Genomic DNA, 21546 nt, shown 5'->3' with positions numbered 1-21546 from the left:
ATACCCATACTTTTAAAAATAACAGTAAGACATACTTGGATCAGTCTTATGGAATTACGACATTTACGCTATTTCATCACCGTTGCAGAAGAACTTAGTTTTAGCAAAGCTGCAATCAAACTTCACACCGCTCAACCATCTTTGAGCCAGCAAATCAAAGATCTGGAAGATGATGTTGGTGTGCAGTTGTTTCATCGTACCAAACGCAAAGTAGAGCTGACCGAAGAGGGTCATGTATTTTTGGAACAAGCTCGCTTAACCTTAAATCAAGCAGATAAAGCGGTAACAATGGCTCGCCAAGTCGCAGCGGCAAAAGTACAGTTTCTTCGCATCGGTTTTGTGCCATCGGCTGAAATACGGATTTTTCCTTATATTATCCCACGCTTGAGAGTCAAAATTCCTAAGCTTCAAATCCGAACACTTAACTTAAAAGAAAGCGATCAAATTAATGAATTAAAGAAAGGCGATTTAGACATTATTTTTATAAATCAAGACTTTCAAAATGATACCTTTGCAAGTCAGCTTGTCCTGAAAGAGCCTTTGATTTTTATGCTCCCCAAACGACATCCTCTAGCGAATGTAGATGAAATCACAACGGATCAACTCAACGGCTTAGACCTTACGATTCTTTCACACAAACTATCTCAGCCACTCGCAAAAACGATTTTGCAGTTTATCGATCAGCATCAAATTAAGTTCAAAACTATCCATGAAGCCAACGGTATTGCGGAAAGCATCGAAGCCGTGGATTCAGGGCAAAGTTGTGCTATTTTGCCATCATATATGCAAGCATTGGCAACCGAGAAGGTCGTAGTGAAAGCCTTAAATCATGCATTGCCTTGCTTAGATGTATTTATGAGCTTCAATAAGATCTCATCGAACGAAACGACTGAACAATTCTTAGAAGAAATTCGGCTGGTTTTTGATTTGGATCAATTTCCACTTTATGCAAGTTAAAAAAAGCCGACTTAGTCGGCTTTTGACTGATGATCACTTAAACATTGCTAAAAACCGCAGCAAACTTTTGGAAACCTGGTCGTTTGGAAATGTTTTCTAAATAACGTTCAATCGCTGGATGTGATTGCACTTCATTCATTTTTAATTGCCAAAATAGCATTGCCGCTACCGAAACATCTGCTGCGGTAAATTGCTCACCGCATAAATAAGGACTCGCCTCACCCAGTCCCTGTACAAAAGCATTATAGGCATCTTCATAGTCACCATAACCGACAGACATTTTTTGCTCTGCTTTCACATCAATGCCCAGCATTTTATTGGTAGATGCGGCCTCCCAAGGACCAGAGATAAAGAATAACCAACGATAATACAGCCCACGTTTTGGATCATTTAATGCTGGAGCTAAGCTTTTTTCTGCAAATTTATCTGCTAAATAAGCGCAAATTGCATCAAGCTCATACACCACCACATCGCCATCGACCAAAACAGGGACTTTGCCAAATGGATTGATTTTTAGATATTCAGGTGATTTCATTTCTGTCTGATAAGCCACCTCAATGCGTTCACACTCAACACCTAATTCAATGAGTAACCAGTCTACAACTACACCGCGAGACATATTATTGGTATAAAGTTTAAGTGCCATTTTGATATTTCCTTGTTTGTTGGTTTTATCTAAATTTAATGGCTGTGATTGTCAGTTTTTGTCAGTAGTCGCACGACAAACTTCTTGTGTCCACCATTGTTGAAATAATTGTTGTTTAAATTGTGGGTAAAGTTCTTGGCTGAGGCTCAATTGCTGGATGCGATCAATTCGAAAGTGCCTAAAACCATCACGCAGTTCACACCATGCTGCAAGGACGATGCGATCATTAAAATAACCTAGAGCAAAAGGCCACAAAACTCTAGAGCTGATTCTTTGCTGTTCATCAGCGTAATCCACGGTGATTTTAACTTGTTGTCGAATCGCTAAGCGAACTTGTTCCACCAGCATTTCATTGACAGGTAGCCATGCTGTAATTGATCTCAATGTGGTTTGCTCTAATAAATGCTGGCAGTGTTCAGGCAGAACTGCATTTAACTTCGCAAGAACAGCTTTGGAAGCAGATTTGAAAGCTTGATCAGGAATATCATTTAGCCAATTTAACGCTAGAAAAATGGCCTCAATCTCAGTTTCATTCAAGGTCATTGGCGGCAACAGAAAATCCTCTTTAAGCTGAAAGCCTAAACCCGCCGCCGCATCAATATTCACACCTTGATCACGTAAGGTCTCAATATCTCGATACACACTACGCTGACTGATCTGCAATCGCTCTGCTAACACCTGTGCTGTGACTGGATAACGATATTCTCTTAAAAGTTGCAGTAGATTGAGCAAGCGAATTGAGCGTGACATGAAATTCCTATTGTTATTATTCAAAAGCTGAAAATGGAAGTTCCTCTCCATCGTTATTATTTTTAGGCTTGTTCCATCATGAATGACTTATAAAAATGATGAAACAAGCCTCATATCGAATATATTAGGCTTCAGTTAATACTGTAGCTTGTATAGTCATTTGTAAATAACGATGTAACTCAGAGACAGAGTTTGCAATCGTTAATGGCTGATACTGCTCTAAGGTTGCAATGCTATGCACACCATAGCTCACGCCAATACGTGGCATATTTAGATTTTGTGCCATTTCGAGGTCATAACTGGTATCCCCCACCATAATCGCACGATCAACAACCACATCTAATTCAGTTAAGATTTGCTCTAACATCAATGGATCAGGTTTCGACTTGGTTTCACTCGCAGCACGAGTAATGTCAAAAATGTCATGGCTCTCCGTTTGACTTAACACTCGATCTAAACCTTTACGACTTTTTCCAGTAGCAACCGCAAGCTTTAAACCCTGCTGCTTAAGCTCAGTCAGTAATTCAGCCACACCTGCAAACCAAGCATCGCCTTTAGAATTGGCAACATAATGATCGGCATAGCATTGCAAAATCTCTTGCTGCAAATGTGGTACTTGCGGAAATAATGTTTGCATTACTTCAGGTAAACCTAGACCAATAATACTTTTAGCTGCTTCATCCGTAAGTGGTTGTTGAAATTGTTGTGCTGCATATTGCAGACTTGCCACAATTTGCCCAACCGAATCGAATAAGGTTCCGTCCCAATCGAAAATCACCAGTTCGATTTTTTGACTCATTTCTGCTTTCTCAACTCATCGACCACTTGCTGCATATCATCAGGCATTGGTGCTTCAATCACAGGATAATTAGGGATTTCTAAACGCAATGCATGTAAGCATAAACGTCTTGCTTCTAGCCCTGTATAGGCACTGTTATGTCCATATTTATCGTCACCCACCAGTGGATGACCAATACTTAAACCATGCACACGAATTTGATGTGTACGTCCTGATAATGGTGAAGCATGTACTAAGGTTGCTGCCTTATAACGTTCAATGACCTTCCATTCCGTTTTACTTGGCTTACCGTCTTTGCTGACACGCACACGACGTTCGCCATTGGCCAGCTCATAACGCAACAGAGGTGCATCAATCAACTGCTGATCTAAGCTGACCTGACCTTTAACAATTGCAGCATAGATTTTCTTAATTTTATGTTCACGAAGTAAATCTTGCAGTAATTTCAGCGTACTACGCTTTTTACTGATCATCACCAAACCAGAAGTATCACGGTCAATACGATGGATCAGTTCTAAATACTTTTTCCCTGTCGCAGCGCGTAAAGCTTCAATCAAACCGTAAGCCACACCACTACCACCATGCACAGCAATGCCTGAAGGCTTGTTCACGACTAAAAGACCTTCATCCTCATACACGACTCGGCTGAGTAGGCTTTGTGCCACACTATCACTCACTGGTGCAGCTGTTTCGTCTTTTTGTTCATAACGGATCGGTGCGACACGGATCTGGTCACCAATACTTAAACGAGTCTCTGCTTTTATTCTTTTTTTATTAACGCGTACTTGTCCTTCACGAATCAAACGATAGATTCGACTTTTTGGAACACCTTTTAATCGGGTAAATAAAAAGTTATCTATTCGCTGCCCGTCTTGATGCTCATCCACGTCAAACCAAGTGACACTTTGCCATTGTTGTGTAGAATTCATACGCTCGATTAATCCAAGATTTGCTAAATATGATTAAAAAATGATCATTTAGCTAAGTTATTTCACAAGAAACCTAAACTTAGCCCATAGGCAGATGCTGCAAGGTTTGGTATATTCAGCGCACGGATACCACCGTAAGTGAGCATCAAATCGGAAATTTTATTTTAGATAAAATTTTAAATCGAAGAGATATTCACCAACAACTCGGATAGGTCCTAAAGAATTATGCCGACGCCGAAGGCTTATTATATCGGCAAAATGGCAAACTGTTGCGTTTAATTGTGCATCTGCACATACAGTTTGTTCAGAAAAAATATGTCGCCAGCAATTTGCTGGTTATTAAACGTAAACTGATCCACATCAGACAATTTGCTCCCTGATGTCGCATTCAGGCTAAAGCGTTGATGCATTGGAACTGCCAGGCAGAGATACGATGATCATTCCGTATCGAGACTTCCAGATGGATCGACTTCAATGCTTAATGACAGTGAAAGTCACCATCCAATGCACCGCTCACCCGCCAGTGAAGCGTACAGGAAACTTTGGTTATGTCGGGTTGAGTGATATTTCACAGATGCAAAACATGGATGAAATATCAATTACCCTAAGATTGAAGCAATATTACTAACATCGAAATAACGGTATCAAAGCCCAAACTGGATACTAACAGTCAGTGGTTTCAGAGCATCGTACATAAAGTTGCTTCTGAGTCTTGATCGCGCCAATTTGATGTTTGTTCAAACGTAATGAGCCCGTTGTTTGTGTGCATCACTATTAGGTGTCACACCCATGAAACGTATGTTGATTAATGCAACTCACGCCGAAGAAGTTCGCGTTGCACTTATCACTGGTAATCGTCTTTACGATTTCGATTTAGAGAATCGTACTCGTGAACAAAAAAAATCAAATATCTATAAAGGCCATGTCACTCGCGTTGAACCATCTTTAGAAGCGGTTTTCGTTGAGTACGGCGCACAGCGTCAAGGCTTTTTATCAATGCGAGAAATCGCAAACTCATATTTCAAAGCTGATCCTCGTCAAACATCAAACATTCGTGAATTGATCACTGAAGGGACTGAGCTACTGGTTCAAGTTGAAAAAGAAGAACGTGGCAACAAAGGTGCTGCGCTTTCGACGTTCATTTCACTTGCTGGTCGTTATCTCGTTTTGATGCCAAACAATCCGAAAGGTGGCGGTATCAGCCGTCAAATTTCAGGTTCAGTACGCGAAGAGTTAAAAGAAATTTTAGCATCACTCAATGTTCCTCGTGGCATGAGTGTGATCGTTCGTACTGCTGGTATCGGTCGTACACAAGAAGAGTTACAACTCGACTTACAACATTTGTTAGACCTTTGGGCTCAAATTCAAAGTTCTGCAAGTTCTGGCCCTTCTCCGATGTTGGTTCATCAAGAAGCAGGTGTAGTGACACGTGCTATTCGTGATTACTTACGTGATGACGTTGCAGAAATTTTAATTGACAGCGAGCAAGCCTATAACGAAGCTTATAACTTTGTAAAAGCAGTGATGCCTCGTCAGCTCGACAAATTAAAAACTTATACCTTGAATGAGCCTTTATTTGCTCATTTTGGCATCGAAAGTCAAATTCAGACGGCTTATGAACGTGAAGTAAAACTGCCTTCTGGTGGTTCAATCGTGATTGACCAAACCGAAGCATTGGTATCTATCGACATTAACTCTGCAAAATCAACACGCGGACACGATGTTGAAGAGACTGCATTAAATACCAACTTAGAAGCAGCCGAAGAAATCGCACGTCAACTTCGTTTACGTGATATTGGCGGTTTAGTCGTAATCGATTTCATCGATATGACCAAAGATCGTAACCAGCGTATGGTTGAAGCGAAACTTCGTGAAGCAACACAAAGTGATCGTGCACGTATCCAGTTTGGTCAACTTTCACGTTTTGGTCTCATGGAAATGAGTCGTCAACGTTTGCGTCCATCTTTGGAGGAAGCAACAGGTTATGTATGTCCACGCTGCCATGGCACAGGCATGGTTCGTGACTTACGTTCGTTGTCACTTTCAATTATGCGTAAAGTGGAAGAAATCGCATTACGTGAGCGTCAAGGTGAAGTGCAAGTTGAAGTGCCTGTAGAGATTGCTGCATTCTTATTGAATGAAAAGCGTCACAGCCTTGTTTACTTAGAACAAACTTCTAATGTTCGAGTAACGGTACTCCCTCATCCGCATTTAGAAACGCCACACTACGAAATTCAATACAACCCAGCAGGCTTTGCACCATCTAGCTATGAACGTACTGAAGCGACTCGTTCAAGCGAAAAAGAATTGGGGTATGAATCTTCTGAATGGCATTTAGAAGATGCTGAGCATAACCACCCTGCACCTGCTCAAAACAATGCAGCACCACAAAAGAAAGCTGCTCAGCAACAGCAAACAGCTCAGCCTAAACAAAACCAAGCGGCAGCTCAAAAATCAGCTAGCCCTTGTGCATGGTTAGAGAATTTGTTTGTTCAAAAACAAGCTCAAACGACTGACCAATCACGTTCTGCGCAAAATGCAGCAGCAGCGATTGAGCAAATGATCAACAACGGCGCAGTAAGCCGTGGTCAATTTGGTCAAGTCAACACACCTGCAACAGTAGAAACTACTGCTCAAGCAGGTAACAACAATGCTTACATGTCTCAAGCACCAGCGAAACAAGAAACACGTGAGCAATTTGAAAAGGATGAAAAACCGCATCGTCCAAATCAAAACCAGAAAAAACGTAAGCACAAAGAGCAACGTGAACAGCATTCACAAGCACATGAACAACAAAATCAAGTTCATGAAGAAGTTGTTCAGCTTTCACGCCAAGAACAGCGTCAAGAGCAACGTGAATTAAAACGTCAGCAAAAACGCCAACAGCAGCACGAACCGCAAAACCAGCAACAGCATCATGATGCTGCAAACGGTAATGATGCTGCGCCAGTGCCACGTCGTGATCGCAATAATCAGCAACGACCAAATCGTCCAAACCGTCATCGCGATCAAAGTGTCTTAAATGAAACGCCTACTCAAGCAGAATCAACAAACAATCCTCAACAAGTAAAAGTTGATGTTGTTGATGCGCCACGCGCAGAGTCAATGAACACTGCCTTGATCGTCAATATTGACCAAGGTCAAAGTGAAATTGTGGCAATTAACCCACAACAACCAGCTGTTGAAAAAGCTGCACCAAAAGCTGAGTCCGTTGCTCCTGCCGTAGTCGAGACCGTTGAGACTGCACCTGTTCAAGAAGAACAAGTTGTCGTTGAAACAACGCCTGCTATAGAAGAAGCACAAGCGCCTGCAAAACGTGCAAGTAATGATCCTCGCTCTCGTCGCCGTCAACGTGGCGCTCAAACTGAGCAAAAAGCCGCTGTGAAAGTTGCACCGTCGCAAATTCCTACGCTGGGTCAATACACACTTGGTAGCTTGATTCGTCATGTCTATGGTGAAGATTGCACAATTTTGATTGAGCAATTTGGTCTTGTTACAACCTTCAACCGTGCTTTACAAAAGTTCTCTGAACAATATGCAAGTACGCTAGTTGCTGAAACAACAGTAGCTGAAGAAAAACGTCCTGTAACTCGTGATGCTGAGCTTCCTAGTCAAAAACCGACTGAGGACGTTGAACCTGCACCAGTGCTTGCATTAACACCACCTGAAGCTCCAGCTGCTCGTGTTGCGAATGATCCACGCGAACGTCGTCGTTTGGCAAAACTCGCTGCGGAACAAGCCAAAGAAGCTCATATAGCTTCAAATGCTACACCTGCAACAGTCGAAAGCACTGAGGCTAAGGAAGAAGCACCTGCGCCTGTAGTAGCTGAAACTGAAGTAGTTGCAGAGCCAGCAGCACCAGAGCAACAACCTCTAGAGTTAGCAACAACTGATGTAGAAAAAGCACCAGAAACTGAAGTTGCAGCAACGAAAGAAGAGACAGCTAAAGAAGAGGTTGTCGTCGAAGAAACTGTGGTTGTAGAAGCAGCACCCAAAAAAGTAAAAGCTGAAGAGAAATCTGAAGCCGTTACTGAAAAGGTGGATGCTGAAGACGAAGCCGCTCAAATCGAGAAAGAAAAATCGAGCCGCCCTCGCCGCCCGCGTGGTCGTCCACCGAAAAAGAGTACTGCTAGCAATGAATAATTTGCTAAATTGCACTCAATAAGCAAAAGCCTAGTCATTTCGATGACTAGGCTTTTTTGTTATTTTGTCAAATTAGGTTGATTGCTCTAGGGACTTACCATTAAAAACAGCATCAACAACAATGATGTTAAATGGTTGTGTTCTATACAGATAGCCATTTTTGGATTGATCGAAAAATAAATAGGATTGATATGAGCCAAACTACGCAGACCGATATTATTACTCTTGGTGATGTCGCAACTCGACTTCCAAACTTCATCACTAAAGTACCTCATATCCTGAATGGTCTTAAACAAGCATACTTGCGAACACCAACTTCTCCAGCGGGTTTGGGGATTGCCTTTGAAAAAGCTGTAAAACGTAATCCACAAGGTATCGCACTGTTATTTGAAGATCAAAGCTACAGCTATCAAGCATTAAATGAATGGGCAAACCAAATTGCACATTATTATTTATCTCTTGGTGCTAAAAAAGGTGATGTCGTTGCAGTGATGGTTGAAAACCGTCCTGAGCTAATTGCATCAATCGTGGCTTTAGCCAAAATCGGTGTGACCATCGCATTAGTCAACACATCACAAGTTGGCAAAGTACTCGCTCACAGCATTAACTTGGTTAATCCAATTGCAGTTATTGCAGGTGAAGAAGTTCGGGCAGCAATTGATGAAACTCGTGCAGACTTAAATGTTGCTCAGGATCGTTTTCATTGGTTTGCAGATCAAGAAACCCGTAAAAATGCGGGTACAGCACCTCAGGGCTATATCAACCTTGCTCAACAAATTGATCAATTTCCAAAGTTCAATCCATCAACCACGCGTACGGTTACGGGTAAAGATGGCTTATTCTATATTTACACCTCTGGTACGACAGGCTTACCAAAAGCAGTGATCTTTACGCACAGCCGTTGGACATTGGCATATGGAACTTATGGCCATATCTTGAACCTTGGTAAAGATGATGTAATGTATGTAACGCTACCGCTTTATCATGCAACAGGTGTTGTTGTGTGCTGGTGTGGTGTAATTGCGGGCAGTGCAACACTTGCTGTACGTCGTAAATACTCGACTAGCGCATTCTGGAAAGATGTTCAAAAATTCAATGCTTCTGCAATTGGTTATGTAGGCGAACTTTGCCGTTACTTGATTGATGCACCAGAAACAGAATTAGATCGTGCTCACCGTGTAACCAAAATGATTGGTAACGGTATGCGTCCAAATATCTGGGGCAAATTCAAAGATCGTTTTGGTGTTCAAGAAGTCCTCGAACTTTATGCATCAAGCGAAGGTAACGTTGGCTTCAGTAATATTTTCAACTTTGATAATACTGTAGGTTTTTCTCCAACCCCTTATGCAATCGTTGAATTTGATAAAGAGAAAAATGAACTTGTACGTGACAAAAAAGGTTACTGCAAGAAAGTAAAAACAGGCGAAGTTGGTTTACTTATCGGTAAGATCACTAGCCGTTCTCCTTTTGATGGCTATACAGACCCTGAGAAAAACAAATCTGTGATTTTGAAAGATGTATTCACCAAAGGTGACTCATATTTCAATACAGGTGATTTAGTTCGCGATATCGGTTTCCGTCATGCACAATTTGTAGACCGTCTTGGCGACACTTTCCGTTGGAAAGGTGAAAACGTTTCTACAACCGAAGTTGAAAACATGGTTTGCGAATATGACAAGATCGCTGAGGCTGTCGTATACGGTGTAGAAATCCCAAATACCAATGGTCGTGCTGGTATGGCAGCAATCACGCTTGTTGACGGCGTAGAGCTCAATGAAACAGATTTAGCAGAGATGGTGAACGTATTTAAAAAATGCTTACCGTCATACGCAATTCCTGTTTTCTTACGCATACAAGCAAAAGTTGAAACGACAGGTACATTCAAATACCAAAAGAATAAACTCAAAGAAGAAGCATTTAATCCAAGCAAAACTTCTGAACGTTTATTGGTTTTATTACCGAGTGCAACAAGTTATTGTGATGTAAGTACTGAGATTTTTGACAATATTCAAAGTTATCAATACCGTTTCTAGTTTATTTTTTAGCTAAACAAGAGGAAATCGTGCTTTTTATAAACAATCATGCACATGTTTTTAAATTTCCTCTTGTGTTAGTTGAATAAGTTGCTAGAATACGCAACATCAAAACGAGATGGGTCGTTAGCTCAGTTGGTAGAGCAGCGGACTTTTAATCCGTTGGTCCCGCGTTCGAGTCGCGGACGACCCACCATTTAATGTTTTGTTAGTTTGTAAAATGTATTTTACAAATGCCTGTAAGAGGTTTAACGTCATAGAAAATCATAGATTTTCCTTTATGACAAAGTAAAAAATATTTTACTTATCCTCGTTCAGGGTCGTTAGCTCAGTTGGTAGAGCAGCGGACTTTTAATCCGTTGGTCCCGCGTTCGAGTCGCGGACGACCCACCATATTCTAAAAAGCCTCATCATAAATGATGAGGCTTTTTATTTTGTCTAAACTATTTTTCCAAATGATGACAAATAAATTTAAATTGCTTTAAGCATCCTTGCTCAAAGCATTCATATCATTACATTATAAAAATGCTTCTAAGACCGAGTTTAAGAATATATGCCCTTGAGCTGTGCAAGCTAAGATAGCAGAGTCTTCAAGCAATAATTTTTTGTCACGTAATTGCGTTAAAACATCATCCAAATCACTCAACGCTAAGCCTGTACGTTGTTCATAAAGTTCAGCTGACACACCGTCATTTAAGCGTAGTGCATTCATCATAAACTCAAAGGGTAATTCGTCTGCTTCAATTCGTTTCATTTGCACATGATCAGCAGGAACTTTTGCTAAGTAATCTTTGGGCAAGCGTGTCTTCTGAAAGCGGTAAATCCCATCAGGACGCGTCACTTTACCATGTGCCCCAGCCCCAATCGCCAAATAGTCTCCAAACTGCCAATAATTTAGATTGTGTGTAGATGGCTTTTCCTTTCGCCATGCAGAGACTTCATAATTTACGTAGCCATTTGCAATAAGATAGGCCTCACCTTTCTCCTGAATATGCTCTAAAACTTCATCTTGTGGCAATATAGGCTGAGTTCTAAAGAAAACAGTATTTGGCTCAATGGTTAACTGATACCAGCTAATATGCGTCGCTCCATGCGTTACAGCTAACTTTAGATCTGTGAGCGCTTGTTCTTCTGTCTGCTCTGGTAAACCATGCATTAAATCGACATTGACACGCTCGAAGCCTGCCTGACGCGCCTGCTGAATTGCATCCAAAGCATTATCTGCTGAATGAATCCGCCCTAAGCGCTGTAAATGATCAGCATCAAAACTTTGTACACCGAGCGATAAACGATTAATTCCAGTCGCAAGATAATCTGCAAAAGGATCATGCTCAACTGTTCCCGGATTAGCTTCCAGTGTAATCTCACAATCGGCTTCAAAATCCAATCGAGTTTTAAGTTGATCGAATAACCACTGATAGCCTTGTGCTGAGATTAAAGACGGCGTTCCACCACCAATAAACACACTATGAATTGCACGACCTTGAGCCATTTCTATCTGTGTTTCAAAATCAGCCACCAAAGCCGCAAGATATTGTTGCTCCAAATCCATAGATAACTGCCCATCAGGAACAGCATGCGAATTGAAATCACAATAAGGACATTTACGCACACACCAAGGCATATGGATATACAGAGAAAGTGGAATATTTGCTGGATTTAAATGACTCAAAGTAAAAGCTCAATAACAGAACTTTTCTATTTTAACATGACTCTCTCAATCAGCTTATTATCATCACTTCACGATTCAGTTAGACTGTGATTACAAAGAACAATTAGATTGATAATATGATGAAAATCTCTAGCCAATTGCTATTTATTCTCCCCCTTGCGTTAGGTGTTGGAATTGCAATGGCATTTCAAACAGCAATCAATGCTCAATTCCGAGAACATTTACATTCTCCGCTTCAGGCCGCATTTCTTTCATTTCTTGTTGGCACAGTTATTTTGGCTTTTTTAGTCTATTTTCAGGATGTATCTAAACCAAATTTAAGTGAACTTTCAAATATTCCGTGGTATTTATGGATCGGCGGTTGCCTTGGGGTTTATGCCATTAGTATGAGCATTTATACTGCGCCTAAGCTCGGTTTTTTGACTTTTTCTGGTTTAGTCATTTTTGGGCAATTGGTGATTTCAATGTTACTTGATCATTTTGGCTGGATAGGTACGGACAAAACGCCTATAAATTGGCAACGTTTGCTTGGCGGTATTATCATTTTTATCGGTGTGTTACTCACCTTACAGCGTTAGGGCCGTAGCCCCTAACTCTCCTTTATTTTTATAAGAGTATTTTTTGTGTCTCACACTTCCACGACGCGCTATGAATTGAAGCAATTATTCCATTTGATGCTTCCTATTCTGATTACTCAATTTGCTCAAGCTGGTTTAGGCCTGATTGATACCATTATGGCAGGGCATCTTTCCGCTGCTGACCTTGCAGCGATTGCTGTTGGTGTCGGCTTATGGATTCCTGTTATGTTGTTGTTTGCAGGAATTATGATTGCTGCTACGCCGCTCGTTGCGGAAGCGCGTGGTGCCAAGACACCTGAAAAAATTCCAACGATTGCTCGCCAATCTTTGTGGGTCGCTTTCATCCTCGGTATTTTGGCAATGCTGATCTTGCAAGCAATGCCAATGCTACTGCCACTTTTCGGCGTACCAGAAGCCTTATTACCTAAAGCGAGCTTATTCTTGCATGCGATTGGCTTTGGTATGCCCGCGGTAATGATGTATGCAGCATTACGCAGTTACTCCGAGGCCTTAGGCCATCCACGTCCTGTTACGGCAATTAGCCTAATCGCGTTACTTGTCCTCATCCCGCTGAACTTTATCTTTATGTATGGATTTGGGCCAATTCCTGCATTGGGGAGTGCTGGATGCGGTTTTGCTACAGCAATTCTACAATGGTTAATGTTCATCACTTTGGCGATCTACATCTCTAAAGCAAAAGCATATAAACAAGCACCTATTTTCACTCAATGGGAAAAAATTGATCCGTATTGGGTCAAAAGAATTCTCAAGCTTGGTTTTCCAATTGGACTCGCAGTTTTCTTCGAAGTTAGTATTTTCAGTACAGGCGCATTGGTCCTCAGCCCATTAGGCGAAAATGCAATTGCTGCACATCAAATTGCCATTTCCGTGACTTCTCAATTGTTCATGATTCCATTGTCTCTAGCCATTGCACTCACCATTCGTGTGGGAATGTATTATGGTGAAAAGAACTGGCTTGCCATGCGACAAGTACAAAAAGTCGGGCTATTAAGTGCAACATTCTTTGCAGCCTGTACGATGACATTGATCGCGGTTGCACGCCCATACATCGTGGCAATTTACACAGATGACCTTCAAGTGATTCCTGTTGCTATGTATTTACTTTGGTTTGCCATGGCATATCAACTCATGGATGCTTGGCAAGTCAGTGCCGCAGGGTGCTTACGTGGTATGCAAGATACACAAGCACCGATGTGGATTACGTTGATGGCGTATTGGGTGATCGCCTTTCCAATCGGGCTGTATTTAGCACGCTATACCGTTTGGGGTGTCGCAGGTGTTTGGTTAGGATTGATTATTGGTTTAACCATCGCATGTGTATTACTTATTGGGCGATTGTATTTAAACAATAAACGCTTAGCCAACCTCCTTTAGATATTTTTTCTAGTGAAGCTGTGAGTCTCACCACAGCTCTCAAGAGAATTAAAATATCAAGAAGAATAAAAATAAAATGTACTCAACAACCTAAAATCACCTTAGATGCTCAAGCACTCCCCTCTTTTAAAGATAATTTAGGGGAGATTTTTAAATTACATCACTTAACATTTTGTTATAGGCAATTTAAGTTTTGTCGCCTATGATCAAAGTATCAATTTAAAACTGGATCGTATGAGGTCAAGCGAAATGGCGAAGCATGCAAGTTCACCCAGTAAACGTTTTCTAAAACTCGCTGGTATGACCGCAAGTATTGCGACCAAAAGCGTCGCCAACTCCATTCGCAATCTCAATGCAGACGAAGAACAAAAAAATGCAGCACGAAGCCAACTCTTTCAAGATATCGGATTACAAATTGCTGATACCTTAGGTGAAATGAAAGGCGCGGTAATGAAAGTCGGTCAAATCGCCTCACAGTACAAAGATATTTTCCCACCCGAAGTCGCTAAAGCAATTGCCAAACTACAACGCCAAGCACCAGCAATGCCTTTCGCTGCAATTAAACAGCAAGTTGAAAAAGAGCTAGGTAAACCATTAAATGAAGTATTTAGCTCTTTTGAAGCAGAGCCTTTTGCTGCTGCATCGATTGGACAAGTACATCGTGCAGTGCTACCGAATGGTCAATCAGTTGTGGTCAAAGTGCAATATCCAGGGGTCGACGATGCATGTGAAAGTGATTTAAAACAAGTCCGTCTTGCACTTCGTCTCATGGGTGTTTTAAAAATTGATAAAAAATTACAAGACCAACTTTTTAAAGAAATTCAAGATAGTTTATCTGCTGAACTTAATTATGAAATTGAGGCACAAAACCTCGAAGTCTTTAAAACATTTCATGAAAAACTCGATGACCAAGTCATTATACCGACGGTCTATAAAGAATATTCTTCTCGTCGCGTTCTTACACTCAGCTTAGAGCAAGGCGAATCTATTGAAACGGCGAGTACATGGTCAGTCGAAACACGCAATCAAATTGGTCGACGTTTAATTCGTGCTTTGGGTCAAGAAATGTTTTTCTTAAAACGTTTTCACTGTGACCCCCATCCAGGGAATTTTGCATTCCGAGAAGATGGCAGTATCATCATTTATGACTACGGCAGTGTAAAAACCCTTTCACCTGAAATCATTCAGCATTTTAAAGCATTGGTGAATGCAGCTCGTCAAGAAGATATTAATCAGGTTGAAAATCTACTGGTTGAGCTACATTCGATCGCTGAAAAGCAAAAATTTCCAAGCGAGCTTTATGTCCAGTGGATCGAAATCCTACTGCGTCCATTAAGTACACATTACGATTTTGCTGAAAATTCATCTCATCACGATGGCATGAGACTGGTGAAGAAATCATTAAAATATTGGGATGTCTTTAAACCATCACCTGATACGCTGATGGTGAATCGAACGATTTCAGGACATTACTGGAATCTCATTCATCTGAAGGTGCATGACAATTTGAATGATCTTTTTGAAGAACTGGTACCGAATTATTAAACCCATCCTACTTTTCATCGGCGAATTTAAAAGAAGCTGTATTATTTAAATGTGTAAATAATACAGCTTGAAGTTTCATGAATTGACTCCATGTATTGTTATGTTATAACATTTCTATATAAATTAGGAGTATTTGAAAATGCGTAAAAATATCCACCCTACATACCAACAAGTTCTATTTCATGACACCAATGCGGATGCTTATTTCTTAATTGGGAGTACGCTTCAAACCAAGCAAACGAAAGAATATCAAGGTAAAGTTTATCCATACGTTACGCTGGATATTTCAAGTGCATCACACCCGTTTTATACAGGTGAGCAACGTCAGGCGAGCAATGAAGGTCGTGTTGCAAGCTTTAATAAACGCTTTGGTCGTTTTAACCGCAAGGGTTAATCTTATTTTAAGTTTCACCCATTAGGCTGTAATTATTCGAAGTCTAAGGCAATCTCCTCCGCTTAGACTTCTTTTTTTATGCCTAAAATTCAAATCTCGTTTTCAGATTGTCCAACGAAACCAAACTCAATAGGTGCTTTGACATAAAACAAAGAGATTTCTTTGCTATTCAAATAATCTAACAATTCCTTTGCTTGATCCTCTGTCACAGCAAACTGAACTTGTACTGGGCGATCCGCAAGTTCAAAGAAATGTCCAGAATGCAATTGACCGTGATGGTCTAAACCTTCGACAGCACTTAACATTGTTGCACCTCTTAGATTCATTTGCTTCGCGACACTAAACAACCACTCATTCATGGACTGCCCCTGATAAGTTCGATTTTGGGCAGTATAAAAAGTAATTAAAAATCCATTCATTTTGACTATTCCCCCAACTAAGCCGCGCTTAACCACTGATGTAAACTCATTCCTAAAATCGTAAATAACAATGAGCCTAAAACATGAATCGCAATTGCGGCACATGCATAACCCAATTTACCACTTTGTAATAAGGTCACGATCTCAGCTGAAAAGGTTGAAAATGTTGTAAGCGCACCACAAAAGCCTGTAATCACAAAAAGTTTATAATTGGGACTGAGTGAACTTTGAGAAAAATATGAAATTGCAAATCCAATGATAAAACCACCAACAAAATTTACGGCGACTGTTCCCAGTGGAATATTAGGAAAAATTGGATTGAGTTTGAGTCCAATAAACCAGCGCAACCAAGCACCGAATATTGAACCTAATGCGATTGAAATTAAAGGATAATACATGATTCACTCCAAACACAGATTTGGAGCTAAATAAACATTCAGCATGGGTTTATTTTTCTGAGGACTGATCATCTGCGAACTCCAAATTAAAGAACAGAGCACGCACAAACCTACGCCCCTGTTCAGGGAAACGTAGGCATCATTAGCTCTCATCTAGTAAAAAATGGAGCGGTTTGTGATAGGAGGAATGCCATCTCCTTTGCTCTAAAATAACATAATTTTTAGACAACTCAACACTGTGTATAAACATAAAGTTATCCACAATTTAGTTCGTTTTTTCTAAGAACCGCTCACCGAGTACATGAAAATCTAAAGCAGGGACAACAAATGCAAAAGCATCTGTGTCACTTTCCACGCCAAATTTCTTTAATAATGCAGGCGCGTTAAGGGACAAGATTTGAGCAGCTCGTATATCTTCATACTGAACAGGCATCTCAATATCACCCTGCGAAATGCATTCAGGTCGATCAACCCATTCTGCCCAAGCGTGATCTTGATCCACCAAAAATTGTACCGCCTCATCCCATGAATCAAACATCTGTTGCCATGTTGGGGGAAGTATTTTTTCCTGTGTCATTTTTACATCACTGTTAAATGAATAGTCTGTATCAACAAAAACATCTGTCTGAATACTTTGCTGCTGTGGATTAAACTGATGCTGAAATACAGGCGCATACTGTGCAGGCATCACATCACTGGCTAAGCGTCCACCAACCACATACAGATACTGATCTAAAAGCACTTGCTCAAAAACCACAGTCTTCGGATAAGTATGATCTAGATAAAATCGCCAATTACTTTGCTGTGGCGACGGCATCCATTGACGTAACCCACCTAAAAAACGAAAACCGAAATGCTGATGTTGATAGGTTAAAATCGTAAAAATTGTTTTACCTTGCTTCTCCCAAAGTGGTACATCAGAAGGATAATGCTGACGTACCTGCTCCACATCTACCAACCAAGATAAATAGACAATATCTTTGACTTGACTCTCTAAACGCATAAATGGAATACAACGCATCAACAGTCGGCGAAACTGCAAAATCAAACGACAACTCAAAAATTTGGCAAGCAATTGAAAAAGTGTATTTTGTTTAGGTGGCTTAAAACGATGTCTATTCATTGTTGTCATATCACTCATCATTGCGATGAGCATAATCATCTTCAATCAATACGTCCAGTTTGGTCACATCGACTCATCAATTTCAGCCATTCAATGCTATGATTCTTGCATTCAGTGAAGTGAACATGGAATTTAAAATGGCTCAAAGCTTATTGGCACAACTTAAAGATGGTTCTGCAAAGTTTGCAGATGTATTGGCATTTATTGAAGCACGTTACCAACATACCCCTACGGCTTTTCAGAATGGTGCACAATTCAATGCAGCAACCGAGAATCAAGGCAGTGCTAAAGTACTCACTTTTGCAAAGCTAGAAGGTTTAAATCAACAAGATACGCTGAGCTTATTTGCAGAACATTATGCATCTGTTCTCGCGACGCCAGAAGCAACAGACCATCAAAACATTCGTCAGTTTATGCAAAATGGCTGGGAAGGTGTAAAGTTTGAAGGCGAAGCTTTAACTGCAAAATAATGATCTTATTGGCTCAAGATAGCCATGACGCTAGGGGGCGAACGCTGTTCGCCTGCTCTGCTTTGATGCTCCCTTGAGCATTTATATTGTCGACTGCATAATTTTAAAAATAATCTGAGAAAAATAATGCTAATCAATCAAAATCATATATTACAACAACTCAGGAACATCACTTTAGCAGCACAAGGCCTTCATCAAAAATCAGCCTTTGGAACAGGTAAGGCAGCCGTCATTCAAACACTGACACAATTGGGTTATGTGCAAATTGATACCTTATCCATGGTGGCAAGAGCACATCATCACACTTTTTGGACACGTATTCCTGACTATCAACCGCAATGGCTCGACCAATTGGTTGCAGAGGGTCAGATTTTTGAATATTGGTTTCATGCAGCATCTTATTTGCCGATACAAGATTTTAGATACGCGCTGCCCAAAATGCACAGCATCAAAAATCGAGAATCACGTTATTATCAAGCGGACGCACAAGTCATGCGTCATGTTTATGATCGAATCCGCATTGAAGGCGCTCAAAAAGCGAGAGACTTTGAAAGCTTAAGCAAAAAGCAAGGCAGCTGGTGGAATTGGAAACCAACCAAAATGGCGCTTGAGCAGCTTTTTATGCAAGGTGATTTGATGATTAGTGCTCGAAACGGCATCGAGAAAGTCTATGATTTGAGCGAAAGAGTGTTGCCCAATCATATTAATACTACATGTCCAGACCCGCTTGAATATGCTGAATACTTGGTTAAGACCTATTTACGCGCTTATGGCTTTACGACGATCAAACAAATCACCCATTTAAAAACCGAGCCGACCCTGCGGAAAAATATTGTATTGGTTTTACAACACATGCTTGAAGAAGGTGTAATCCAAAAATTAAATATTGCTGAATTTCCTACAATCTACGTCGTGACTGGTTTGCAAGATCAAATCGAAAATACACCACATAACAATCTGTCACTGCTCTCGCCTTTTGACAATGCCATTATTCATCGTGAACGAATCAAAACCCATTTTGACTTTGATTTTCGTCTTGAGTGCTACGTACCACAAGCCAAACGTAAGTATGGATATTTTTGTTTGCCGATCTTATTTGGCGATATTTTTATTGGTCGAGTAGATTGCAAAGCACATCGTAAAAATGGTCGATTTGAACTTATTCATTTGCATATCGAAAATACACAGATTGACATGTCATCTTGGTTGCCGTCATTTTTTGATACCTTACAACGCTTTGCTCAGTTTAATCAGTGCCAATCTATTGAAATCACGCAGATTAGCCCGCCAGCATTATCCAGTGTAGTTCGTCAATTTCTGAAAATTGGCTGGGAAGAAATAAGCTTTAAAGGTGATGCTTTAACTGCAAAATAATCATTAAGCAGGGATTTTTTCCTACTTTATTAACTCTGAAATTGAGTTTTACGGTCTAGATAACTTACGCAATTCATTGGTTAAGCTATAAAAATCCCCACCCATTTTCCCAACACTGTGTAAATTCTGTTGATCGATCATTGTGCCATCCCAAAGATGATCAGCCACATAAATTGCCTTTACATCTAACAATGCAACTGTACCACCAGAAGCTAAACTACTCAGTTGTAAAACTTCTCGTAATTGGCATTCATATCGAATCGGTGCATCTTTTACAGCCAATGGCTGAACAGAATGACTCTCACAAGATTCAATCTTAGCAAATTCAAATTCACTCTGCTCTGGTGGCAACAGTGCACAGGATAAATTCATCTTTTCCAATAATTCAGTATTGGCAATATGAATCACACATTGCTTCGTTGCGATTAAATTTCTCAATGTATCTTTATCTTGACCACTTTGTGGATTAACTTGTGAATACCACAGAATCGGAGGATTACAGCTTGCAACATTGAAAAAAGAATAAGGGGCAATATTGGCTACACCCTCAGTAGATAAGGTACTAATCCACGCAATGGGTCTTGGTGTGATGCCTCCAACCAATAACCGATAAACTTCTGTTGGCGAAAGTGATGCCGTATCAAAAATCATATTTATACCCAAAACAAGGACCAAGAAATCAAATACATTGCCAAATCATCAAAAAGCAATGCTTGCTTTATGGGCGCTCCTCAAACTGAGGTAAATCATCTGCAATACAGTCCCATTCTGCTTTAGAGCCAACAAAAATATGCATCTGAGGCTTTTGCTGCAAAGGTGTATCCAAGGTCCCTATTCTTAAACGATATAACTCAGGTTGTGCATCTCGAGAACTAATCAAGGGTGAACCACACTCACTACAGAACCAACGATATACACCTGATGTTGCAAATTTTTTAACTAAATTTTCGCCTTGAGTAATTTTAAATGCTGTGCTGCTGATCGGTGCATTGGTCGCAAAAGCTGTGCCATTAGCTTTACGACAGCGCTGACAATGGCACTGTATAACATCACCGATCTCCCCGTGGATTTCATAATGAATACCACCACACAAACAGCTTCCTTGAAAAATCGGCGCAGCTAAAGACATAGTTATTATCCCAATCAAAGTTTTCTAAAAATTAGCATTAATAAAATAGAAATAACAAGCAAATGGTAAAAACAAAAGTATTGAAAATTTGAATGCTATGCTTAGAACTTTGAAAAGCATTACGTTTTAAATTAATTTACTAATGCTGCAAATAAACCACCAATCGTAATGTAGAAAACGACAGGCATGCCCAAGAACCAAAACTTAGCCCAAGCATTGGTGTTAAAAACCTGTGTCGCTCCACGATAACTTACCCAACATGAAAGCAATAAAAATGGAATTGTTATCACAGCTAAAAACGTCGAATTATTATAGGCATCGACATAATTTTTATAGAGAAATGTTTGAATCAAAGTCACAACAATGATCGGCAATACATAAACTAATGCCTGCAGAACAAACACATGTCGAGCAAGTTGTGGGTCAGCATTCTGAACACCAGAAAATTGCAGACGCTTTTTATACCACCAGCCTTGTATGACCCAAGCCAATGCAGCCGACAAAATGCCCATTCCCAGCACCCAAAGCCAGTAGGCGAACCATGTCTCTGTCAGGGAATCTGTAAAAGATGAAGATTGACCAAGCTCAGAACTTAACAGCTTCTGATCAATGCGATCCATTACAGCGACAACACCAATCAAATAAGCCATCAGCATAATACTTTTATGGTGATAGTGATTCGACTGAGAAAAAAATGTCTTCGGTTTAAAAAATAAATTGAATAAATTTTTTGGATGAAATGGTTGAATAATTTCTATGTTTTGCTCTTCTAAAGTGTGTTCAGTATTCATA

The 21546-nt window shown here is 40.4% G+C and carries 21 protein-coding genes, 2 tRNA genes and 1 riboswitch; of the genes, 12 read left to right on the top strand and 11 right to left on the bottom strand.

Translation table 11 applies throughout. From position 1 onward, the window contains the following. Positions 1 to 48: 48 nt before the first annotated feature. Positions 49 to 957 carry a LysR substrate-binding domain-containing protein gene (locus F959_RS01155; RefSeq protein ID WP_004876635.1) on the top strand — a complete coding sequence of 303 codons (909 nt, stop codon included), beginning with the start codon at positions 49 to 51 and terminating at the stop codon, positions 955 to 957. Between the two features lie 37 nt (positions 958 to 994). Here F959_RS01155 and F959_RS01150 read toward each other — a convergent pair whose 3' ends face one another. The 4 genes from F959_RS01150 to F959_RS01135 form a co-directional block, all read right to left on the bottom strand. Then, positions 995 to 1603, bottom strand: a complete 609-nt coding sequence (locus F959_RS01150; protein WP_004876633.1) for a glutathione S-transferase family protein — start codon at positions 1601 to 1603, stop codon at positions 995 to 997. Positions 1604 to 1654: 51 nt separating this feature from the next. Further along, on the bottom strand, positions 1655 to 2353 hold the full coding sequence (locus tag F959_RS01145) for a helix-turn-helix transcriptional regulator (protein WP_004876630.1): 699 nt from the start codon (positions 2351 to 2353) through the stop codon (positions 1655 to 1657). Between the two features lie 124 nt (positions 2354 to 2477). After that, on the bottom strand, positions 2478 to 3152 hold the full coding sequence (locus F959_RS01140) for an HAD-IA family hydrolase (RefSeq protein ID WP_004876628.1): 675 nt from the start codon (positions 3150 to 3152) through the stop codon (positions 2478 to 2480). Beyond that, positions 3149 to 4081 carry an RluA family pseudouridine synthase gene (locus F959_RS01135; protein WP_004876627.1) on the bottom strand — a complete coding sequence of 311 codons (933 nt, stop codon included), beginning with the start codon at positions 4079 to 4081 and terminating at the stop codon, positions 3149 to 3151. The genes F959_RS01140 and F959_RS01135 overlap by 4 nt, the downstream gene beginning before the upstream one ends. Positions 4082 to 4541: 460 nt before the next feature. Here F959_RS01135 and F959_RS16395 point away from each other — a divergent pair, with 460 nt between their 5' ends. The 5 genes from F959_RS16395 to F959_RS01115 all read left to right on the top strand — a co-directional run bounded on the left by F959_RS16395 (position 4542) and on the right by F959_RS01115 (position 10650). Beyond that, complete coding sequence (locus tag F959_RS16395) at positions 4542 to 4709, top strand: hypothetical protein (protein WP_227499181.1); 168 nt, start codon at positions 4542 to 4544, stop codon at positions 4707 to 4709. Between the two features lie 161 nt (positions 4710 to 4870). Continuing rightward, the gene (locus F959_RS01130) at positions 4871 to 8224 is read left to right on the top strand and encodes an Rne/Rng family ribonuclease (protein WP_004876624.1); all 3354 of its coding nucleotides are present in this window, start codon (positions 4871 to 4873) and stop codon (positions 8222 to 8224) included. Positions 8225 to 8415: 191 nt separating this feature from the next. Beyond that, a complete protein-coding gene (locus tag F959_RS01125) occupies positions 8416 to 10257 on the top strand; it encodes a long-chain-acyl-CoA synthetase (protein WP_004876623.1) in 1842 nt (613 codons plus the stop codon). A 120-nt stretch (positions 10258 to 10377) separates the two neighbouring features. Continuing rightward, a tRNA-Lys gene (locus F959_RS01120) sits at positions 10378 to 10453 on the top strand. 121 nt (positions 10454 to 10574) lie between these two features. Continuing rightward, positions 10575 to 10650 (top strand) — tRNA-Lys (locus F959_RS01115). A 124-nt stretch (positions 10651 to 10774) separates the two neighbouring features. Here F959_RS01115 and hemW read toward each other — a convergent pair. Then, positions 10775 to 11929 carry a radical SAM family heme chaperone HemW gene (gene hemW, locus F959_RS01110; RefSeq protein ID WP_004876620.1) on the bottom strand — a complete coding sequence of 385 codons (1155 nt, stop codon included), beginning with the start codon at positions 11927 to 11929 and terminating at the stop codon, positions 10775 to 10777. A gap of 116 nt (positions 11930 to 12045) precedes the next feature. On the opposite strand from hemW, the gene F959_RS01105 reads away from it, so the two are divergent. From F959_RS01105 to F959_RS01090, 4 genes are all read left to right on the top strand, one after another. Then, a complete protein-coding gene (locus tag F959_RS01105) occupies positions 12046 to 12507 on the top strand; it encodes a DMT family transporter (RefSeq protein WP_004876619.1) in 462 nt (153 codons plus the stop codon). Positions 12508 to 12552: 45 nt separating this feature from the next. After that, positions 12553 to 13902, top strand: a complete 1350-nt coding sequence (locus F959_RS01100) for an MATE family efflux transporter (protein WP_004876616.1) — start codon at positions 12553 to 12555, stop codon at positions 13900 to 13902. A 249-nt stretch (positions 13903 to 14151) separates the two neighbouring features. Further along, complete coding sequence (locus tag F959_RS01095) at positions 14152 to 15447, top strand: ABC1 kinase family protein (RefSeq protein ID WP_004876614.1); 1296 nt, start codon at positions 14152 to 14154, stop codon at positions 15445 to 15447. A gap of 139 nt (positions 15448 to 15586) precedes the next feature. Then, complete coding sequence (locus F959_RS01090; protein WP_004876612.1) at positions 15587 to 15841, top strand: type B 50S ribosomal protein L31; 255 nt, start codon at positions 15587 to 15589, stop codon at positions 15839 to 15841. An 89-nt stretch (positions 15842 to 15930) separates the two neighbouring features. Here the strand turns inward: F959_RS01090 and F959_RS01085 are convergent, their stop codons facing one another. From F959_RS01085 to F959_RS01075, 3 genes are all read right to left on the bottom strand, one after another. Further along, a complete protein-coding gene (locus F959_RS01085) occupies positions 15931 to 16260 on the bottom strand; it encodes a DUF190 domain-containing protein (RefSeq protein WP_004876610.1) in 330 nt (109 codons plus the stop codon). 17 nt (positions 16261 to 16277) lie between these two features. Further along, positions 16278 to 16658, bottom strand: a complete 381-nt coding sequence (crcB, locus tag F959_RS01080) for a fluoride efflux transporter CrcB (protein WP_004876608.1) — start codon at positions 16656 to 16658, stop codon at positions 16278 to 16280. 126 nt (positions 16659 to 16784) lie between these two features. Beyond that, positions 16785 to 16865: riboswitch (Fluoride riboswitch) on the bottom strand. Between the two features lie 58 nt (positions 16866 to 16923). Continuing rightward, on the bottom strand, positions 16924 to 17781 hold the full coding sequence (locus F959_RS01075; protein ID WP_029424870.1) for a DUF2071 domain-containing protein: 858 nt from the start codon (positions 17779 to 17781) through the stop codon (positions 16924 to 16926). A gap of 137 nt (positions 17782 to 17918) precedes the next feature. On the opposite strand from F959_RS01075, the gene F959_RS01070 reads away from it, so the two are divergent. Further along, on the top strand, positions 17919 to 18251 hold the full coding sequence (locus F959_RS01070) for a HopJ type III effector protein (RefSeq protein ID WP_004876604.1): 333 nt from the start codon (positions 17919 to 17921) through the stop codon (positions 18249 to 18251). A 126-nt stretch (positions 18252 to 18377) separates the two neighbouring features. Continuing rightward, entirely contained in the window at positions 18378 to 19625 is a 1248-nt protein-coding gene (locus tag F959_RS01065; RefSeq protein ID WP_004876603.1) for a winged helix-turn-helix domain-containing protein, read from the top strand. 48 nt (positions 19626 to 19673) lie between these two features. Here F959_RS01065 and F959_RS01060 read toward each other — a convergent pair whose 3' ends face one another. From F959_RS01060 to F959_RS01050, 3 genes are all read right to left on the bottom strand, one after another. Beyond that, positions 19674 to 20276: a flavin reductase family protein gene (locus tag F959_RS01060; protein ID WP_004876600.1), complete on the bottom strand. Its 603-nt coding sequence runs from the start codon at positions 20274 to 20276 to the stop codon at positions 19674 to 19676. Between the two features lie 67 nt (positions 20277 to 20343). Beyond that, positions 20344 to 20754 carry a GFA family protein gene (locus F959_RS01055; protein ID WP_004876599.1) on the bottom strand — a complete coding sequence of 137 codons (411 nt, stop codon included), beginning with the start codon at positions 20752 to 20754 and terminating at the stop codon, positions 20344 to 20346. Between the two features lie 131 nt (positions 20755 to 20885). Beyond that, positions 20886 to 21545 (bottom strand): hypothetical protein, encoded by a 660-nt coding sequence (locus F959_RS01050; protein WP_004876596.1) that lies wholly within the window; start codon positions 21543 to 21545, stop codon positions 20886 to 20888. Between the last annotated feature and the right edge of the window lies 1 nt (position 21546).

The organism is Acinetobacter venetianus RAG-1 = CIP 110063, assembly GCF_000368585.1.
GTDB classification, from domain to species: domain Bacteria; phylum Pseudomonadota; class Gammaproteobacteria; order Pseudomonadales; family Moraxellaceae; genus Acinetobacter; species Acinetobacter venetianus.
Note: the sequence above shows the minus strand (reverse complement) of the source record. Positions and strands in the feature narration are given on the sequence as shown.

Excerpts from the sequence above, each read along its gene's own strand:
- F959_RS01155 (WP_004876635.1), top strand. The coding sequence starts at position 49 with ATGGAATTACGACATTTACGCTATTTCATCACCGTTGCAGAAGAACTT.
- F959_RS01150 (WP_004876633.1), bottom strand. The coding sequence starts at position 1,603 with ATGGCACTTAAACTTTATACCAATAATATGTCTCGCGGTGTAGTTGTA.
- F959_RS01145 (WP_004876630.1), bottom strand. The coding sequence starts at position 2,353 with ATGTCACGCTCAATTCGCTTGCTCAATCTACTGCAACTTTTAAGAGAA.
- F959_RS01140 (WP_004876628.1), bottom strand. The coding sequence starts at position 3,152 with ATGAGTCAAAAAATCGAACTGGTGATTTTCGATTGGGACGGAACCTTA.
- F959_RS01135 (WP_004876627.1), bottom strand. The coding sequence starts at position 4,081 with ATGAATTCTACACAACAATGGCAAAGTGTCACTTGGTTTGACGTGGAT.
- F959_RS16395 (WP_227499181.1), top strand. The coding sequence starts at position 4,542 with ATGGATCGACTTCAATGCTTAATGACAGTGAAAGTCACCATCCAATGC.
- F959_RS01130 (WP_004876624.1), top strand. The coding sequence starts at position 4,871 with ATGAAACGTATGTTGATTAATGCAACTCACGCCGAAGAAGTTCGCGTT.
- F959_RS01125 (WP_004876623.1), top strand. The coding sequence starts at position 8,416 with ATGAGCCAAACTACGCAGACCGATATTATTACTCTTGGTGATGTCGCA.
- F959_RS01105 (WP_004876619.1), top strand. The coding sequence starts at position 12,046 with ATGATGAAAATCTCTAGCCAATTGCTATTTATTCTCCCCCTTGCGTTA.
- F959_RS01095 (WP_004876614.1), top strand. The coding sequence starts at position 14,152 with ATGGCGAAGCATGCAAGTTCACCCAGTAAACGTTTTCTAAAACTCGCT.
- F959_RS01090 (WP_004876612.1), top strand. The coding sequence starts at position 15,587 with ATGCGTAAAAATATCCACCCTACATACCAACAAGTTCTATTTCATGAC.
- F959_RS01085 (WP_004876610.1), bottom strand. The coding sequence starts at position 16,260 with ATGAATGGATTTTTAATTACTTTTTATACTGCCCAAAATCGAACTTAT.
- crcB (WP_004876608.1), bottom strand. The coding sequence starts at position 16,658 with ATGTATTATCCTTTAATTTCAATCGCATTAGGTTCAATATTCGGTGCT.
- F959_RS01075 (WP_029424870.1), bottom strand. The coding sequence starts at position 17,781 with ATGAATAGACATCGTTTTAAGCCACCTAAACAAAATACACTTTTTCAA.
- F959_RS01070 (WP_004876604.1), top strand. The coding sequence starts at position 17,919 with ATGGCTCAAAGCTTATTGGCACAACTTAAAGATGGTTCTGCAAAGTTT.
- F959_RS01065 (WP_004876603.1), top strand. The coding sequence starts at position 18,378 with ATGCTAATCAATCAAAATCATATATTACAACAACTCAGGAACATCACT.
- F959_RS01060 (WP_004876600.1), bottom strand. The coding sequence starts at position 20,276 with ATGATTTTTGATACGGCATCACTTTCGCCAACAGAAGTTTATCGGTTA.
- F959_RS01055 (WP_004876599.1), bottom strand. The coding sequence starts at position 20,754 with ATGTCTTTAGCTGCGCCGATTTTTCAAGGAAGCTGTTTGTGTGGTGGT.
- F959_RS01050 (WP_004876596.1), bottom strand. The coding sequence starts at position 21,545 with ATGAATACTGAACACACTTTAGAAGAGCAAAACATAGAAATTATTCAA.